General features: G+C 61.8%; 14 protein-coding genes. 7 read left to right on the top strand and 7 right to left on the bottom strand.

The window, feature by feature from the left end; genetic code table 11:
* Positions 1-41: 41 nt before the first annotated feature.
* The 3 genes from JTY93_RS18635 to rloA are packed head-to-tail and all read right to left on the bottom strand — an operon-like array spanning position 42 to position 3102.
* Positions 42-1028 carry an alpha-L-glutamate ligase-like protein gene (locus JTY93_RS18635; RefSeq protein ID WP_169992663.1) on the bottom strand — a complete coding sequence of 329 codons (987 nt, stop codon included), beginning with the start codon at positions 1026-1028 and terminating at the stop codon, positions 42-44.
* Positions 1028-2560 carry an osmotic stress tolerance membrane protein RloB gene (gene rloB / locus JTY93_RS18630; protein WP_205479868.1) on the bottom strand — a complete coding sequence of 511 codons (1533 nt, stop codon included), beginning with the start codon at positions 2558-2560 and terminating at the stop codon, positions 1028-1030. The genes JTY93_RS18635 and rloB overlap by 1 nt, the downstream gene beginning before the upstream one ends.
* Before the next feature lie 5 nt (positions 2561-2565).
* On the bottom strand, positions 2566-3102 hold the full coding sequence (gene rloA / locus JTY93_RS18625; RefSeq protein WP_092231868.1) for a retropepsin-like aspartic peptidase RloA: 537 nt from the start codon (positions 3100-3102) through the stop codon (positions 2566-2568).
* 273 nt (positions 3103-3375) lie between these two features.
* Between rloA and JTY93_RS18620 the strand changes: the two genes are divergently transcribed.
* The 7 genes from JTY93_RS18620 (at position 3376) to prpD (ending at position 11986) form a co-directional block, all read left to right on the top strand.
* Positions 3376-4086: a GntR family transcriptional regulator gene (locus tag JTY93_RS18620; RefSeq protein ID WP_029298300.1), complete on the top strand. Its 711-nt coding sequence runs from the start codon at positions 3376-3378 to the stop codon at positions 4084-4086.
* Complete coding sequence (gene prpB, locus JTY93_RS18615; protein WP_169954256.1) at positions 4083-4976, top strand: methylisocitrate lyase; 894 nt, start codon at positions 4083-4085, stop codon at positions 4974-4976. The genes JTY93_RS18620 and prpB overlap by 4 nt, the downstream gene beginning before the upstream one ends.
* A gap of 28 nt (positions 4977-5004) precedes the next feature.
* Positions 5005-5157, top strand: coding sequence for a hypothetical protein (locus tag JTY93_RS18610; protein WP_169992292.1), 153 nt, complete (start codon positions 5005-5007; stop codon positions 5155-5157).
* Positions 5136-6263, top strand: coding sequence for a bifunctional 2-methylcitrate synthase/citrate synthase (gene prpC / locus JTY93_RS18605; protein ID WP_205479870.1), 1128 nt, complete (start codon positions 5136-5138; stop codon positions 6261-6263). Before JTY93_RS18610 ends, prpC begins: the two co-directional genes overlap by 22 nt.
* A gap of 202 nt (positions 6264-6465) precedes the next feature.
* Entirely contained in the window at positions 6466-9060 is a 2595-nt protein-coding gene (acnD, locus tag JTY93_RS18600) for a Fe/S-dependent 2-methylisocitrate dehydratase AcnD (RefSeq protein ID WP_205479873.1), read from the top strand.
* 11 nt (positions 9061-9071) lie between these two features.
* On the top strand, positions 9072-10262 hold the full coding sequence (gene prpF / locus JTY93_RS18595; protein WP_205479875.1) for a 2-methylaconitate cis-trans isomerase PrpF: 1191 nt from the start codon (positions 9072-9074) through the stop codon (positions 10260-10262).
* Positions 10263-10501: 239 nt separating this feature from the next.
* The gene (gene prpD, locus JTY93_RS18590; RefSeq protein WP_205480942.1) at positions 10502-11986 is read left to right on the top strand and encodes a 2-methylcitrate dehydratase; all 1485 of its coding nucleotides are present in this window, start codon (positions 10502-10504) and stop codon (positions 11984-11986) included.
* A 386-nt stretch (positions 11987-12372) separates the two neighbouring features.
* Here the strand turns inward: prpD and JTY93_RS18585 are convergent, their stop codons facing one another.
* The 4 genes from JTY93_RS18585 to moeB are packed head-to-tail and all read right to left on the bottom strand — an operon-like array spanning position 12373 to position 16922.
* Positions 12373-13104, bottom strand: coding sequence for an alanyl-tRNA editing protein (locus JTY93_RS18585; protein ID WP_205476762.1), 732 nt, complete (start codon positions 13102-13104; stop codon positions 12373-12375).
* A 2-nt stretch (positions 13105-13106) separates the two neighbouring features.
* Positions 13107-14099, bottom strand: coding sequence for a serine O-acetyltransferase (locus JTY93_RS18580; protein ID WP_205476763.1), 993 nt, complete (start codon positions 14097-14099; stop codon positions 13107-13109).
* A 23-nt stretch (positions 14100-14122) separates the two neighbouring features.
* Positions 14123-15037, bottom strand: coding sequence for a PLP-dependent cysteine synthase family protein (locus tag JTY93_RS18575; protein WP_205476764.1), 915 nt, complete (start codon positions 15035-15037; stop codon positions 14123-14125).
* Positions 15038-15062: 25 nt separating this feature from the next.
* Positions 15063-16922: a molybdopterin-synthase adenylyltransferase MoeB gene (moeB, locus tag JTY93_RS18570; RefSeq protein ID WP_205476765.1), complete on the bottom strand. Its 1860-nt coding sequence runs from the start codon at positions 16920-16922 to the stop codon at positions 15063-15065.
* Positions 16923-16948: the final 26 nt, after the last annotated feature.

The following is a 16948-nucleotide window of genomic DNA, read 5'->3' as shown; positions in this document are numbered from 1 at the left end:
GTCGGGGATTGCTGGATGGAGGACGGAGCCGGGTGCGGATTTCAGCCTTCCACGGGCGGAATATGCCCAAACATTTCCTGGGCAAATCTCACGCGTTCTTCCGCCGTTTCCGTCACGCCCGCCGCCTTCAGCTCTTCAAGGCGAGCCTCCACTGCATGGGTACGCAAGGTCAGGCCGCAATCGTTGGCGATCTGGATGTTCAACCCAGGCCGAGCATTGAGTTCGAGGATCAGCGGGCCTTTTTCCTGGTCCAGCACCATGTCCACGCCGATGTAGCCCAGCCCGCAGAGCTCGTAGCAGCCGGCGGCGAGTTTCATGAAGCCATCCCAGTTGGGCAGTTGCACACCGTCCACCGCGTTGGTGGTGTCGGGGTGCTTGGTGATGATGTTGTTCAACCAGGTGCCGCGCAGGGTCAGGCCGGTCGCCAGGTCCACACCGACGCCAATCGCGCCCTGGTGCAGGTTGGCCTTGCCGCCGGATTGGCGGGTTGGCAAGCGCAGCATGGCCATCACCGGGTAGCCCATCAGCACGATAATGCGGATGTCCGGCACCCCTTCGTAGCTGATGCTCTTGAAGATCTGGTCGGGCACTACCCGATATTCGATCAATGCGCGGTCACGGTGACCGCCCAGGGAATACAGGCCGGTAAGGATGCTGGAAATCTGGTGCTCGATTTCCTCATGGCTGATGATCTTGCCGGACACCGTGCGATAGCGTCCCTCAAAACGGTCGGCGATCACCAGGATGCCGTCGCCGCCGGCACCCTGGGCCGGCTTGATCACGAAGTCGCTACGGCCACCGATAATTTCGTCGAGCTTGTCGATTTCTTTCTCGGTGGAAATGATCCCGTACATCTCTGGCACGTGGATGCCGGCCTGGATCGCCCGTTCCTTGGTGATGATCTTGTCATCGACAATCGGATACAGGCTGCGCTTGTTGTACTTGAGCACGTAGTCGGCGTTACGCCGGTTGATGCCCATGATGCCCCGCGCTTCCAGGGCCTTCCAGGTCTTCCAGAACCCGAACATTACGAATCAGCCCTGAGGAAGGCCTTGAAACGCACCAGCTCGGTCAGGCGGTAGCCACGATAGCGACCCATGGCCAGCATGAAGCCCACGAGGATCAACAGAATCGCCGGGAAGGTGAACACGAAGTAGATCAACTCCGGCACGCTCATGATCAGGTGTGCCAGGGACGCGGCGAACAGGGTGCCGATCGCGACTTTCATCGCATGGCCACCGCCGCGTTCTTCCCAGGTAATCGACAGGCGTTCGATGGTCATGGTCAGGATCACCATCGGGAACAGCGCCACCGACAGGCCGCGCTCCAGCCCTAGCTTATGGCTGAACAGGCTGATGGCGGCGATCAGCACCACCACAAAGGTCAGCACCACCGACAGGCGTGGCAGCATTTGCAGCTTCAAGTGCTCCAGGTACGAGCGTAGAGACAGCCCGAGCGCCGTGATCACCGTAAACAACACGATGCCAAAGCCCAGTTGCGTCTCGCGAAAGGCCAGGGCGATCAGTACCGGGGTGAACGTGCCCAGGGTCTGCAGGCCGATCAGGTTGCGCAGGATCAGGATCACCAGCACGCCAATCGGGATCATCACCATGATCATGAAGGTCTGCTGGGTTTGCAGTGGCAGGCCGTACAGCGAGTATTCGAGGAAGTTGGCGTCGGTGTTCTCGTCCGTCAGCTTGGCCAGGCGGATTGCGTTCATCTCGCTGTTGTTCAAGCTGAAGGTCACGGCGGCTTTCTTGCCGCCATCGACGGTGATCAGGTTTTCATCGCCGGTCCACCACAGCAGGCGATCGGAGGGCAGGCCCTGTTCGCCGGTTTCCGGGTTGAAGTACAACCAGTCGGTGCCATTGAAGCTGCGCAGCCACAGTTCCGGGGTTTGTGGCTGGTCGGCCACCAGACGGAGGGTGTGGACCTTTTCCACCGGTACGTGGGCGATGGACAGCAGCAACTCGACGATCTTGGCCTTGTGCGGCGTCGATGGATCGCCCGCCAGCAGCAGCTTGACGTTGTCGTCGTTGAGGTTGTTGGTGCGCTTGATGGCTTCGCTGATAAACGTTTCGACATCGGCCGAGTGCTGGCGGATTGGCGCCAGCAGGGCTTCGGCGGCGACTTTTTCCGGGCCTTCCACGGCGATGCTGTCGCGGAAGGTCGGGCCCTTGACCTTGACCTTTTCACCGCTGTAGCGCTTGGTCAGCACCAGGCGGTAGTAGAGGGTCTGGTTGCCCTTGGCGCGCCGGGCCGACCAGGTGACCTTGCGGTTGCCGTCGATGCGGTTGACGCTCACCCCGTAGTTATTGGAGATGAAGCTCTCATTGAGGCTGACGAAGTCGCGGCTCAGGGGCGGCACGAACATCTGGACTTTTACCGGGTCCTTGGCGTTGGCGACGAACTCGACCTTGGCGTCGATGTTCCACAGGTCGTCAGTGGCGTCTTCGGTCACCGGGATGCCGAGGACGAAGATCTGATAGGCCGTGACCGAAATGCCCAGTACCACCAGGATGGCGATCAGAATCTTCAGGTGCATAGTAAGAGAGCGCATTGGAATTACTCGGCGGTATGAGCGTCGGTGGCGCAGGCAGGTTTGCCCGCTGCGTATTTAAGACTGGGGTCGACCAGCGCATCAAAGCGTTTCAACGCTTCGGAGCCGATCAGCAGCGGGTATTGGAAGGCGCTGCGGTCAGTCAAGTTCACTTCGATGCTGCGTAAAGCGGTGCCCATGCAGATGTCCAGGGCAATCACCGGACGGGCGGTGTAGTTCTTGTCTTCATCGGGGTCGTAGTCACCGGCGCGTCGCTTGATCTTGCTGACGCGGGCCAGTGGACGTTCGATGGGGTGCGAATGGGCGGTATCGATGGCCAGGTAGAAGCGTACCCAGGACTCACCATTGCGCTTGAAGCGCTTGATATCCCGGGCACTCAGGGACGCAGTCTTGGCGCCGGTGTCGAGCTTGGCGGCGACTTCCAGGTCAATGCCCGCCAGCTTGGCGTATTCATTGAGGCCATAAACGGTCTTCTCGGCAGCGATGCCAAGGCCCGGGAACATCATTAGGCAGAACAATAGGGGGAAGGGCTTGAGTCTCATAGATCCTGAGGCGGTGCAGTGCGATGTTTGATTCAAGGCGACTGGCATTGCTGCGCAAGCTCCCTCGTGCGCCTTTTCATCCGGAGATGTCAGGCAAATGCGGCGGGCATTCTAACATGAAGGTTTTCTGACGCCAGCGCTGGCAGGCGGCCATGCCCCTATAGAGTGCAAGAGGGGCTATTAGACGATTGTCGACAATGTGTATTTATTCTTTGACTATCAGGGGCTGATTGGCTAGTTTTTGCGGCATTGCTTTTAAAGGTGTCGACAATCATGCTGGATCAGCTGGAAATTCCGGTAGCAGGGCAGGACGATTCCCAGACCATGTCCGAGAACGTCTTCCGCCGCATCCAGGCCGCCATCGTCAAGGGCGAGATAGCGCCCGGCAGCAAGATCTCGGAGCCGGAGCTGGCGCGCACCTACGGCATCAGCCGTGGCCCGCTGCGCGAGGCGATCCACCGCCTGGAAGGCCAGCGCCTGCTGGTGCGCGTGCCCCATGTCGGCGCGCGGGTGGTGTCCCTGAGCCAGGCCGAGCTGGTGGAACTCTATGAAATCCGCGAGTCCCTCGAAGGCATGGCCTGTCGCCTGGCCGCCGAGCGCATGACCGACGAAGAAATCGAGGAGCTGCGCCAGGTATTGCACACCCACGAGCGCGATGCCGCGTTCCAGGCCGGGGTCGGTTACTACCAGCAGGAAGGCGACTTCGACTTTCATTACCGGATCATCCAGGGCGCGCGCAACCGCACCTTGACCCAAATGTTGTGCGGCGAGTTGTATCAGTTGGTGCGCATGTACCGCATCCAGTTCTCCGCCACCCCCAATCGTCCACGCCAGGCATTTGCCGAGCATCACCGCATTCTTGACGCGATTGCCGATCGCGACGGTGAACTGGCCGAGTTGTTGATGCGCCGCCATATCGGCGCTTCCAAACGCAATATCGCCCGTCACTTCCCCGACGGCGCCCCCTCGAGAGGTGAGTCATGAGTTCCGATAAAAACAGCACCCCAGGCCAGCGTTTCCGTGACGCAGTCGCCAGCGAACACCCCCTGCAAGTCGTTGGCGCGATCAACGCCAACCACGCTCTGCTGGCCAAGCGCGCCGGTTTCAAGGCCATCTACCTGTCCGGTGGCGGTGTGGCCGCGGGCTCCCTGGGCGTGCCGGACCTGGGCATCACCGGCCTGGATGATGTACTGACCGATGTGCGCCGTATCACCGACGTGTGCGACCTGCCGCTGCTGGTGGACGTGGACACCGGGTTCGGTTCCTCGGCATTCAACGTGGCGCGCACCGTCAAGTCGATGATCAAGTTCGGCGCTGCTGCGATCCATATCGAGGACCAGGTAGGCGCCAAGCGCTGCGGCCATCGTCCAAATAAAGAAATCGTTTCGCAGCAGGAAATGGTCGACCGCATCAAGGCTGCCGTGGATGCCCGCACCGATGATAGCTTCGTGATCATGGCGCGCACCGACGCCCTGGCCGTGGAAGGCCTGGAGTCCGCCCTGGAACGCGCCGCCGCGTGCATTGAGGCCGGCGCCGACATGGTGTTCCCGGAAGCCATTACCGAGCTTGAGATGTACAAGCTGTTCGCTTCGCGGGTAAAAGCCCCGATCCTGGCCAACATCACAGAATTCGGCGCAACGCCGCTGTACACCACCGAACAGTTGAAATCTGCCGATGTTTCCATCGTGCTGTACCCGCTCTCGGCATTCCGCGCCATGAACAAGGCCGCCGAAAACGTCTACACCGCGATCCGTCGCGACGGTACCCAACAGAACGTGATCGACACCATGCAGACCCGCATGGAGCTTTACGATCGCATCGACTACCACACCTTCGAGCAAAAGCTTGACGCGCTGTTCGCCGCGAAAAAATAAAGGCTACATGCTCACTGTAGGAGCGGGCTTGCCCGCGAAAATCGTCAACGATAACGCGGCCAACCTGATTAAACACGGTGCCCTGGCGTTTTTCGCGGGCAAGCCCGCTCCTACAGGGGGCAGTGGTCGTCTTGATAAATATAAGAGTGGAGAAGAACCATGGCTGAAGCAAAAGTACTGAGCGGCGCCGGCCTGCGTGGCCAGGTGGCCGGGCAGACCGCACTGTCCACCGTGGGCCAGGCCGGTGCCGGCCTGACCTATCGCGGCTACGATGTGCGCGAACTGGCCGCCGATGCGCAGTTCGAAGAAGTTGCCTATCTGTTGCTGTACGGCGAGTTGCCAAGCAAAGCCGAACTCGCGGCCTACACCGCCAAGCTGGGCAAGCTGCGCGACCTGCCCCAAGCGCTTAAAGAAGTGCTGGAGCGCATTCCTGCCGACGCCCACCCGATGGACGTAATGCGTACCGGTTGCTCGTTCCTGGGCAATATCGAGCCGGAAAAAGACTTCAGCGTGCAGCGCGATGTCACTGACCGCCTGCTGGCCGCGTTCCCGGCGATCATGTGCTACTGGTACCGCTTCAGCCATGACGGCAAGCGCATCGACTGCGTGACCGACGAGCCGAGCATCGGCGGGCATTTCCTGCACCTGCTGCACGGCGAGAAGCCAAGCGAGCTGCATGAAAAAGTCATGAACGTGTCGCTGATCCTCTACGCCGAGCACGAATTCAACGCCTCGACCTTCACCGCTCGCGTGTGTGCTTCGACCCTGTCCGACCTGTATTCCTGCGTTACCGCCGCCATTGGCTCGCTGCGCGGCCCGCTGCATGGCGGCGCCAACGAAGCGGCGATGGAAATGATCGAGCGTTTCTCTTCGGCCGAAGAAGCCGTCAAAGGCACCCTCGGCATGCTGGAGCGCAAGGACAAGATCATGGGCTTTGGCCACGCGATCTATAAAGACAATGACCCGCGTAATGAAGTGATCAAGGGCTGGTCGAAAAAACTCGCTGATGAAGTGGGCGACAAGGTGCTGTTCCCGGTCTCCGAGGCGATCGACAAGACCATGTGGGAACAGAAGAAACTGTTCCCCAACGCCGACTTCTACCATGCCTCGGCGTACCACTTCATGGGCATCCCGACCAAGCTGTTCACCCCGATCTTCGTGTGCTCGCGCCTTACCGGCTGGGCCGCGCATGTGTTCGAGCAGCGCGCCAACAACCGCATCATCCGTCCAAGCGCCGAGTACACCGGCGTCGAGCAGCGCAAGTTCGTGCCAATCGAACGTCGCTGAGTGAGGAGGCCGTCAGCCCCGAATGGGTAACCGAGTCAAAAATGTGGGAGCGGGCTTGCTCGCGAATGCGGGGCAACAGTCACTGAATGTGTTGAATGACACACCGCATTCGCGAGCAAGCCCGCTCCCACATTTGGACCTCATACCCGTTCTGGGGCGGCGCAGGTCTTCCTTTTGTAACTACCGTGACCGAGTCCTGACGATGAACACTGAATTTCGCAAATCGCTCCCCGGCAGCCGCCTGGATTACTTCGACGCCCGTGCGGCTGTCGAGGCAATCACTCCCGGTGCCTACGCCACCTTGCCCTACACCTCCCGTGTGCTCGCCGAGAACCTGGTGCGCCGTTGCGACCCGGCGACCCTCAATGCTTCCCTGAGCCAACTGATCGAGCGCAAGCGCGACCTCGACTTCCCATGGTTTCCGGCGCGTGTGGTGTGCCATGACATTCTTGGCCAGACCGCTCTGGTGGACCTTGCCGGCCTGCGTGACGCCATCGCCCTGCAAGGCGGCGACCCGGCCCAGGTCAACCCGGTGGTGCCGACCCAACTGATCGTCGACCACTCCCTGGCCGTCGAGGCCGGTGGTTCTGACCCGGACGCCTTCGAGAAAAACCGCGCCATCGAAGACCGCCGCAACGAAGACCGTTTCCACTTTATCGAGTGGACCAAGAAGGCCTTCAAAAACGTCGACGTGATCCCGCCTGGCAACGGCATCATGCACCAGATCAACCTGGAGAAAATGTCCCCGGTGATCCAGGTGCGTGACGGCGTGGCCTTCCCGGATACCTGCGTCGGCACCGACAGCCATACCCCCCACGTGGACGCCCTGGGCGTGATCGCCATCGGCGTCGGCGGCCTGGAAGCCGAGAGCGTGATGCTCGGCCGCGCGTCGTGGATGCGCTTGCCGGAAAGTGTTGGCGTCGAGCTGACGGGCAAGCTGCAACCCGGCATCACCGCCACCGACATGGTGCTGGCGCTGACCGAGTTCCTGCGCCAGCAGAAAGTCGTCGGTGCCTGGCTGGAGTTCTTCGGCGAAGGCGCTTCGGCCCTGACCCTGGGCGACCGAGCGACCATCTCCAACATGGCCCCGGAATATGGCGCTACGGCGGCGATGTTCTACATCGACGCGCAAACCATTGCCTACCTCAAGCTCACCGGGCGTGAAGATGAACAAGTCGCCCTGGTCGAGCAGTACGCCCGGCACACTGGCCTGTGGGCCGACGACCTCAAGGGCGCGCAATACGAGCGTGGCTTGAGCTTCGATTTGTCCAGCGTCGTGCGCAACATGGCCGGCCCGAGCAACCCGCACGCCCGCGTGGCCACCAGCGACCTGGCGGCCAAGGGCATTTCCGGGCAATGGGAAGACGTGCCGGGGCAAATGCCCGATGGTGCGGTGATCATCGCTGCCATCACCAGTTGCACCAACACCAGTAACCCGCGCAACGTGATCGCCGCCGGCCTGCTGGCGCGCAATGCCAACAAGCTGGGGCTGGCCCGCAAGCCGTGGGTCAAGTCGTCCCTGGCGCCGGGTTCGAAAACCGTGGCCATGTACCTCGACGAAGCCGGGCTGACCAGCGAGTTGGAGCAGTTGGGTTTTGGCGTCGTGGCCTTCGCTTGCACCACTTGCAACGGCATGTCCGGCGCACTCGACCCGGTGATCCAGCAAGAAATCATCGACCGCGACCTGTATGCCACCGCCGTGTTGTCGGGCAACCGCAACTTTGACGGGCGCATCCACCCTTACGCCAAGCAAGCGTTCCTGGCGTCGCCACCGCTGGTGGTGGCCTACGCGATTGCGGGCACCATCCGTTTCGATATCGAAAAAGACGTGCTGGGCCTGGATGCGACCGGCAAGGAAATCCGCCTGAAGGACATCTGGCCGAGCGATGAAGAAATCGACGCGGTGGTCAAGGCTTCGGTCAAGCCGGAGCAGTTCCGCCAGGTCTACATCCCGATGTTCGCGATCCACGAGGACACCGGCCCGAAAGTCACGCCGCTGTACGACTGGCGCCCGCAAAGCACCTACATCCGCCGCCCGCCGTACTGGGAAGGTGCCCTGGCCGGCGCGCGTCCACTCAAGGGCATGCGCCCGCTGGCGGTGCTGCCGGACAACATCACCACCGACCACCTGTCGCCATCCAACGCGATCATGCTCGACAGCGCCGCCGGCGAATACCTGGCGAAAATGGGCTTGCCGGAAGTCGACTTCAACTCCTATGCAACGCATCGCGGCGACCACTTGACCGCCCAGCGCGCAACCTTTGCCAACCCGAAACTGTTCAATGAAATGGTCGTGGAAAACGGCAAGGTCAAGCAGGGCTCCCTGGCGCGTATCGAGCCGGAAGGCAAGGTCACACGCATGTGGGAAGCCATCGAAACCTACATGGAGCGCAAGCAGCCGCTGATCATCATTGCCGGGGCCGACTACGGCCAGGGTTCGTCCCGCGACTGGGCGGCCAAGGGCGTACGCCTGGCGGGTGTGGAAGCGATTGCCGCCGAAGGCTTCGAGCGCATCCACCGCACCAACCTGGTGGGCATGGGCGTGCTGCCCCTGGAGTTTTTGCCGGGCACCGACCGCAAGACCCTGCAGATCGATGGCAGCGAAACCTATGACGTGATCGGTGCGCGCACCCCGCGCGCGCAGTTGACCCTGGTGATCAACCGCAAGAATGGCGAGCGTGTCGAAGTGCCGGTGACCTGCCGCCTGGACACCGCCGAAGAAGTGTCGATCTACGAGGCGGGCGGCGTGTTGCAACGCTTTGCCCAGGACTTCCTGGAATCGGCGGCGACGGCCTGAAGAGGATGACCATGACACACGTAGCGCAAATCAAGATCGCCGCCACCTATATGCGTGGCGGCACCAGCAAGGGCGTGTTTTTCAACCTCAAGGACCTGCCCGCAGCGGCCCAGGTCCCGGGTGCGGCACGCGATGCCTTGTTGTTGCGGGTGATCGGCAGCCCCGATCCCTATGACAAGCAGATCGACGGCATGGGCGGTGCCACATCAAGCACCAGCAAGACGGTGATCCTCGCCAAAAGCACCCGCGCCGATCATGACGTGGACTACTTGTTTGGCCAGGTGTCTATCGACAAGCCCTTTGTCGACTGGAGCGGCAACTGCGGCAACCTGTCGGCGGCGGTCGGCTCGTTCGCCATCAGCGCCGGGCTGGTGGACCCCAGCCGCGTGCCCCATAACGGTGTAGCCGTGGTGCGGGTCTGGCAGGCGAATATCGGCAAGACCATCATCGCCCATGTGCCCATCACCGACGGCGCGGTGCAGGAAACCGGCGACTTCGAGCTCGATGGCGTGACCTTCCCGGCGGCCGAGGTGCAACTGGAATTCCTCGATCCGGCAGCGGAAGAAGAGGGCGGCGGTGGCTCGATGTTCCCCACCGGCAACCTGATCGACGACCTGGACGTGCCGGGTGTCGGCACGTTCAAGGCGACGCTGATCAACGCGGGGATCCCGACGATTTTTATCAACGCCGAAGACCTCGGCTACACCGGCACCGAGCTGCAAGGTGCGATCAATAGCGATCCCAAAGCCCTGGCCATGTTCGAGACCGTGCGCGCCCACGGCGCGTTGCGCATGGGCCTGATCAAGCACCTGGACGAAGCAGCCCAGCGCCAGCACACGCCGAAGGTGGCGTTCGTGGCCAAACCTGCCGATTACCAGGCCTCCAGCGGCAAGGCGATCAAGGCCGGGGATGTGGATCTGCTGGTGCGCGCATTGTCCATGGGCAAACTGCACCACGCCATGATGGGCACCGCCGCGGTGGCGATTGGCACGGCGGCGGCGATTTCCGGAACCTTGGTCAACCTTGCGGCGGGCGGCGTAGAACGCAATGCCGTGCGCTTCGGGCATCCGTCCGGCACCCTGCGTGTGGGCGCCGAAGCCAGCCAGGTCAACGGCGAATGGGTGGTGAAAAAAGCCATCATGAGCCGCAGTGCGCGAGTATTGATGGAAGGCTTCGTGCGCGTGCCCGGCGACGCGTTCTAAAGCCCTGCACCGGCCCCAATGTGGGAGCGGGCTTGCTCGCGAAAGCGGTATTTCAGTCAGCACCTGTATTGACTGATCCACCGCTTTCGCGAGCAAGCCCGCTCCCACACAAACCCGCTTCCACTGGGGATTATCGGTAGCTGCTGAATTTATGTACGAGAGCAGGCTTCAGACCTGCCACAAACGACCAACCCTGAGCCTGAGGAAGGAACACACCCCACCTATTTTGGAGTACTGCCATGAGCGCCAACGTCGACCAGAACAACCGCCCCGACTACGACCAGGTTTTGCAGGACATCGCCGATTACGTCCTCAACTACCGCGTTGATTCCCGGGACGCCCTGGACACCGCCCGCAACTGCCTGATGGACACCCTTGGCTGCGGACTGCTGGCCCTGCGTTTCCCAGAGTGCACCAAGCATCTGGGGCCGATTGTCGAAGGCACGGTGGTGCCGTTCGGTGCGCGGGTGCCGGGCACGTCCTATCGCCTGGATCCGGTCAAGGCTGCGTGGGACATCGGTTGCATCGTGCGTTGGCTCGATTACAACGACACCTGGCTCGCCGCTGAATGGGGCCATCCTTCGGACAACCTCGGTGGCATCCTGGCCGTTGCCGATCACCTGTCGCAAAAGCGCGTGGCGCAGGGCGAGGCGCCGTTGACGGTGCGGGCTGTGCTGGAAGCGATGATCATGGCCCACGAAATCCAGGGGGTGATTGCCCTGGACAACTCCTTCAACCGCGTCGGCCTTGACCATGTGCTGTTGGTCAAGATTGCGTCCACAGCGGTCTGTGCCAAGTTGATGGGCGCCAACCGCGAGCAACTGTTGGCGGCGCTGTCCCAGGCGTTTGTCGATGGGCAGGCCCTGCGTACATACCGTCATGCGCCGAATGCCGGTTCACGCAAGTCGTGGGCGGCGGGGGATGCGTCGAGCCGTGGCGTGCGCCTGGCGGATATCGCCATGCGCGGCGAAATGGGCATTCCGGGTGTGCTGAGCGCGCCGCAGTGGGGCTTCTACGACGTGCTGTTCAGCCATACCAACAAGGACCTGGCCCTCAAGCCTGAGGACAAGCGCGCATTCAGCCTGCCCCAGCCCTATGGCACTTATGTGATGGAAAACGTGCTGTTCAAGATCAGCTTTCCGGCGGAGTTTCACGCCCAGACCGCGTGTGAAGCCGCCGTCACCTTGCATCCGCAGGTCAAGCAGCGCCTGCATGAAATCGAGCGGATCGTGATCACCACCCACGAATCGGCCATTCGCATCATTTCCAAGGTCGGCCAACTGGCCAATGCGGCAGACCGCGACCATTGCCTGCAATACATGACGGCCGTGCCCCTGGCGTTTGGCAACCTGGTGGCCGAGCAGTACGAAGATGAGTTCCATGCCGCGCACCCGATCATTGATGAGTTGCGCGAGAAGATGGTCATTGTCGAAGACCCCCGCTATAGCCGCGAGTACCTGGAAGCCGACAAGCGTTCCATTGCCAACGCGGTGCAGGTGTTCTTCACGGATGGTTCGAGCACCGAGCAGGTTGCGGTGGAATACCCGATCGGCCATCGTCGGCGCCGGGCGGATGGCATTCCGTTGCTGGAAGACAAGTTCAAGGCCAACCTGGCGACACGCTTCACCGCGCAGCGCAGCGCCGAGATTTTTGCCCTGTGCAAGGATCAGGCGCGGCTTGAAGCGACGCCGGTGAACCGGTTTGTAGATCTGTTCGTCATCTGACACACGAGGCCCCAATCCCTGTAGGCGCTGGCTTGCCTGCGATAGCATCACCGCGATGCGATTGCGATACCGAGGTGCTCATATCGCAGCATAAGTATCTACACAACTTTCAGAAACTGACGAACTCCCCCGTGGCGAGCGGGCTTGTCGGAACGCCGCATCGCCCGCGCTGGGCTGCGAAGCAGCCCCAATAAGCCCGCCGCGTTTCTTCAGATAAACCGCGATAGCCGGATTTAGGGCGGCTTCGCCGCCCAGCGCGGGCGATGCGGCGTTCCGACAAGCCCGCTCGCCACAACAGCCCTATCTGCCTGGGTTTATGCGTTGCCGCAAAATTGTGTAGATACCTATGCATATCGCAGGCAAGCCAGCCCCTACAGGTGGCCGGTTCAGGTTTCAAACCGCAGGATCACCCTGCGGTTGTGCTTGCTCTTCTTCTCGATTTTCTCGCAGAACACCCGGCCGATTTCCTCGGTGTTGACCACGTGGGTGCCGCCACACGGCTGGATATCGATGCCGGTAATTTCAATCACCCGCACCGCGCCCTGGATCACCGGTGGTGCGACGGCCTGGGTGCGGGTGATTTGCAGCAAGGTTGAATACTCGGAGGCCGGCATCGACAGCGACTTGACCGCATGGGCCTGTTCGATCAGGGCATTCAGGTCGCGGGTGATGCTTTCCTTGTCCAGGGTCATTTCTGGCAGGTCGAAGTCCAGGCGGCCTTTGTCGGCGCTGATGCTGCAACCGGTCACCGGTGCGTCGATGATTGCGCACAGCAGATGCAGGCAGGTGTGCATCTTCATGTGCTGGTAGCGCCGCTCCCAGTCCAGGCCGGCGTCTACCTGCACGCCTGCTCGCAATGATTCGGGGCAATGCTCCACTTGATGCCAGATGATCGAGCGCAGGACCGGGTCGCGCACGGTCCCGGTCACGTTGACCCGGCTGCCGTCGGCCAGGGTGAAATAGCCGGTGTCGCCCGGTTGCCCGCCTCCGGTGGGATAGAACAGGGTGTGTTCCAGGGCAACGCCCTGTTCGCTGACGGCAATCACCCGGGCGCTGAAGGCGTTCTGGTAAGGCGCGCTGTCGAACAGCGCCAGGGTTTCCATTGTGTGCACGGACATGTTCAACCTCCAACGATCAGTGGGCTGGTTTGCAGCAGGCGCCGCACCATTGCGCTCAACCCGGGCGGGGAAAGCAGGGTGACTTCGAACTTCGGCCCGCACACCTTCAGGTTCAGGGGCAGGCGTGGTGGGTAAGTGGGTGTCTGCAGTGTGCGCAGGCGAAATTGCAGGTGGTGACGTTCCTTGACCGTGGGCTCCAACACTAGGCCGCTCAGCGGATGGAAGTCGGCATCCAGCACCGTGATCCGGTGGCTGGTGTTGACTTCGCCGACCACATGCAGACGCTCGTCGAGAGCAAACGCGCCAAGATAGTTACTGGCGTCCGATTCGTCGTTTTTCTGTAGCTGGATCTGGTTGACCACCTTGACCTTGGTGCCTGCAGGCACGTCCTGGGTGATGACACAGGAAGGGCTGATAAACACGTTGTCGCCAATCAGCACATAGCCGAGCACCCTGGCGCCCGAGCCGACTTCCACGTTGTTGCCCAGGCGCGGGTGGCGCTTGCCGTCCGGGTTGTTGGCGATGCCCCGGGCGCCCAGGGTCACGCCACACAGGATGTAGCAGTCATTGCCGATCTCGCAGGTTTCGCCGATCACCGTGCCAAAACCATGATCCAGTACAAAGCGCCGGCCAATGCAGGCGGCCGGGTGGATTTCGGCCCCGGACAGGATCTTGCCCTGGTTGCTCAAGGTCAGCGCGATGGCGCAGAACTGGCCGTGGGATTGGTCGGGAAGGTTCCATACCCGATGCGCCAACCGGTAGTACAGCACGGCCTTGAACGAGGCGTAGGATTCAAGGATCAACTCGCCCCGGCCCCTGGACGCCGGGTCACGCCAGGCATAGGCAATCAGGTCCTCGGCCACTTCCTGCGCCGCTGGTTGGATCAATGCCGCCAGGTGCGGCTGCAGCTGTGTCATCTGCGCCGGCGAGAGGGTCTTGATGAGGTGGGTCAGCAACTCATCGTGCAACTGTTGCATGTCGATAAAGCCTCCCATGGAAGGCACCCCCGCAATTGTCGTTATTCGAAACAGGGCAGATAGCTGTCGGCGCTGTCGTACACCATGGTCAGGACGACGGTGTCGGTGGGCAGTTCCGGGGCGAGCCTGGCGATGGCCACCATATTGGCGGCTGACGACAGGCCCAGGCTGATGGCATCGGTACGCATGATGCGCTTCATCATTTCCAGGCATTCGAGGCGCGAAACCTTGAGCATGCCGTCCAGTACATTCAGGTTGAGAATGCTCGGGATCAGGCCGATGGACAGGCCCTGGATATGGTGCGGCGCATGGCGGTCGCTGAGCAGGTCGCACTCCTCGGGTTCGACACCCATCACGCGGATCTGCGGCCAGGTGGCCTTGAGGGTTTCACCGATACCGGTGATATGGCCCCCGGTGCCGATACCGCTGACGAAGTAATCGACCTGGCGCTCGCCAAAGGCGCGGATGATTTCCGGGGCGGTGGTGTCGCGATGGGTCTGGGGGTTGGCGCCGTTGCGCTGCTGGTTGAGCATGACGAAGCTAGGGTTTTCCAACTGCAGTTCCATGCACTTTTCGCCATGGGAATTGTTGCCCAGGCGGCTGTCCGAGAGCACCACCTTGGCCCCATACAGGCGCAGCAGTTTTTGCTTTTCGGGGCTGTAGTTGTCGGGAATCACCAGCACCACTTTGTAGCCCAGCACATTGCCGGCCATGACCAGGCCGATGCCGGTGTTGCCGCCGCTGGGTTCGATGATGGTCTGCCCCGAGTCGCGAATCAGGACGCCCCGGCGCTCGGCGTCGAGGATCATCCCCAATGCGATCCGCGCCTTGTGGCTGCCGCCCGGATTCAGGGATTCAAGCTTGGCGAAGACCTCGATGCCGAGGTCTTCGGAGAATTGTTCCAGGCGCACGATGGGCGTCTGGCCAATGGCGTCGAGTATGGAGTTATGCAGCATCAGATAAGTCCCCCAAGGCCTGTGATCAGTACAAAGGCATGTCGGGTTCGACGTCGCGCACCCAGTGTTTCATACCGCCTTGCAGCACTCGGGTGTTGGCAAAGCCTGCGGCCAGCAACGTGCTGGCGGCTTGCTCGGCGCGGGTGCCGGCATAGCAGATCAGGTAATGGGTGTTTTCACGGCTCAGGCTGTCGAGTTGCTCGTCGAGCTGGGCCAGGGGGATGTGCACCACGCCGGGTAGTTGGCAGACCTCCAGCTCGCTGGCGTCGCGTACATCCAGCAGGATATCGGCGCTGCTGCGCTGCTCCAACAGCTGCTTGAGCACCTGGGGCTTGATGTAGTGCTCTGCGGCCAGGCTGGGCGCGCGGACGGTATCGGCACACACGGCTGCTGCGGGTTGGTGTTCTTCACGCAGTTCGGAGCAGCACGGGCAGTCGGCGCGGCGCTTGAAACGGATTTCACTGAACTTCATGGCCAGGGCATCAAAGCGCATCAACCGGCCGGACAAGGATTCGCCCAGGCCGATCAACAGCTTGATGGCCTCGGTAGCCTGGATCATCCCGACTACGCCGGGCAGTACGCCGATGACGCCGCCGGCGCTGCAATTGGGTGCCAGCTCCGTGGGTGGCGCGTGGGGGTACAGGCAGCGGTAGCAGGGCCCGCCTTGATAATTGAACACGCTGATCTGACCGTCGAAACGGTAGATCGCGCCATACACCAGCGGCTTGCCGAGCTGTACGCAGGCGTCGTTGACCAGGTAGCGGGTCTCGAAGTTGTCGGTGCCGTCGATCACCAGGTCGTAGGCACCGACCAGTTCCAGGGCATTGTCGGCGTTTAGTGCGGTGTCGTAGGTGTTGATTTGGATATGCGCGTTGAGGTCCTGCAGCCGGCGCTTGGCGGACTCGACCTTGGGCAGGCCCAGGGTGCTGTTGCCGTGCACGACCTGGCGTTGCAGGTTGCTGCTTTCCACCACGTCGAAGTCCACCAGCCCCAGGGTGCCAATGCCGGCGGCGGCCAGGTACAGGCTGATGGGCGAGCCCAGGCCACCAGTGCCGATGATCAGCACCTTGGCCTTCTTCAGGTTCAGTTGCCCTTCGCGGCCAACCCCGGGCAGAGTGATATGGCGCACATAGCGCTGCACTTCCTCGTTGCTCAACGACTCGATGTCCATGCCGCCGGAGGTGGCCAGCAGCACTTCGATCCTGGCCTTTGCGGGCAGTGGCTCGTCGGGGCCGATCAGTTCTTCCCCTGCGGTGAACAGGAAATGCTCCTTGAGCTGGCCGTTGTTTTCGTGGAACAGGTGAGCCCGCAGTTGGGGGTGGCGGGTACAGGTGTCTTCAATGACTTCGCGCAATGTCGATCCGGCACCCTGGAGGGTCGATTCTGGCAACTTGGCCACGCGGACCAGGATGTCGGGGAAAGAGACAGCGTTCATGTACAACTCCGTTTGCAGGTCGTTGAAGGGGTTGAGGGCGAAGTGCGTGCCATCCCAGGCAAACAGCTTCGACCCAAGGGCCTTGCCCTGGCGGACATCCACCACCAGGTAACTGACGGGGTAGATCGGTTCGCCCATGTACAGGGCCTTGTCCTGATCCTCGTCGCTGAAGTAGGCACCGACATCGGGGTGGGAGTGGTAGATCACCACCACCGGGTTGTCGGTGCGAAAGGCCTTGTTCATCAGCAGCGTGTCGGTCACCGAGAAGGTGTAGCCGTTGGCCGCGCTGCGGGGGTAGGCCTCGGGGTTCTTGCGATGCAACTCGTTCTGGATATTGCTGCCCAGGTAGACGCTGCCGTCTGCGAAGACAAAGCCGCAGCACTCTTCGGGGTAAGTGCTGCTGGCGTGGGCGTAGATCTGTTCCAGGGCGGTTTGGCGGAGGACGTCCATGTTTCTCTCGCGTGGTGGGTAAAGGG

Origin of the sequence: Pseudomonas hygromyciniae, assembly GCF_016925675.1 — a bacterium.
GTDB lineage: Bacteria > Pseudomonadota > Gammaproteobacteria > Pseudomonadales > Pseudomonadaceae > Aquipseudomonas > Aquipseudomonas hygromyciniae.
This window is presented reverse-complemented; position numbering and strand designations above follow the sequence as displayed.

Excerpts from the sequence above, each read along its gene's own strand:
- prpD (WP_205480942.1), top strand. The coding sequence starts at position 10,502 with ATGAGCGCCAACGTCGACCAGAACAACCGCCCCGACTACGACCAGGTT.
- prpC (WP_205479870.1), top strand. The coding sequence starts at position 5,136 with ATGGCTGAAGCAAAAGTACTGAGCGGCGCCGGCCTGCGTGGCCAGGTG.
- JTY93_RS18575 (WP_205476764.1), bottom strand. The coding sequence starts at position 15,037 with ATGCTGCATAACTCCATACTCGACGCCATTGGCCAGACGCCCATCGTG.
- JTY93_RS18585 (WP_205476762.1), bottom strand. The coding sequence starts at position 13,104 with ATGTCCGTGCACACAATGGAAACCCTGGCGCTGTTCGACAGCGCGCCT.
- JTY93_RS18580 (WP_205476763.1), bottom strand. The coding sequence starts at position 14,099 with ATGGGAGGCTTTATCGACATGCAACAGTTGCACGATGAGTTGCTGACC.
- rloA (WP_092231868.1), bottom strand. The coding sequence starts at position 3,102 with ATGAGACTCAAGCCCTTCCCCCTATTGTTCTGCCTAATGATGTTCCCG.
- prpB (WP_169954256.1), top strand. The coding sequence starts at position 4,083 with ATGAGTTCCGATAAAAACAGCACCCCAGGCCAGCGTTTCCGTGACGCA.
- JTY93_RS18620 (WP_029298300.1), top strand. The coding sequence starts at position 3,376 with ATGCTGGATCAGCTGGAAATTCCGGTAGCAGGGCAGGACGATTCCCAG.
- acnD (WP_205479873.1), top strand. The coding sequence starts at position 6,466 with ATGAACACTGAATTTCGCAAATCGCTCCCCGGCAGCCGCCTGGATTAC.
- rloB (WP_205479868.1), bottom strand. The coding sequence starts at position 2,560 with ATGCGCTCTCTTACTATGCACCTGAAGATTCTGATCGCCATCCTGGTG.
- prpF (WP_205479875.1), top strand. The coding sequence starts at position 9,072 with ATGACACACGTAGCGCAAATCAAGATCGCCGCCACCTATATGCGTGGC.
- moeB (WP_205476765.1), bottom strand. The coding sequence starts at position 16,922 with ATGGACGTCCTCCGCCAAACCGCCCTGGAACAGATCTACGCCCACGCC.
- JTY93_RS18635 (WP_169992663.1), bottom strand. The coding sequence starts at position 1,028 with ATGTTCGGGTTCTGGAAGACCTGGAAGGCCCTGGAAGCGCGGGGCATC.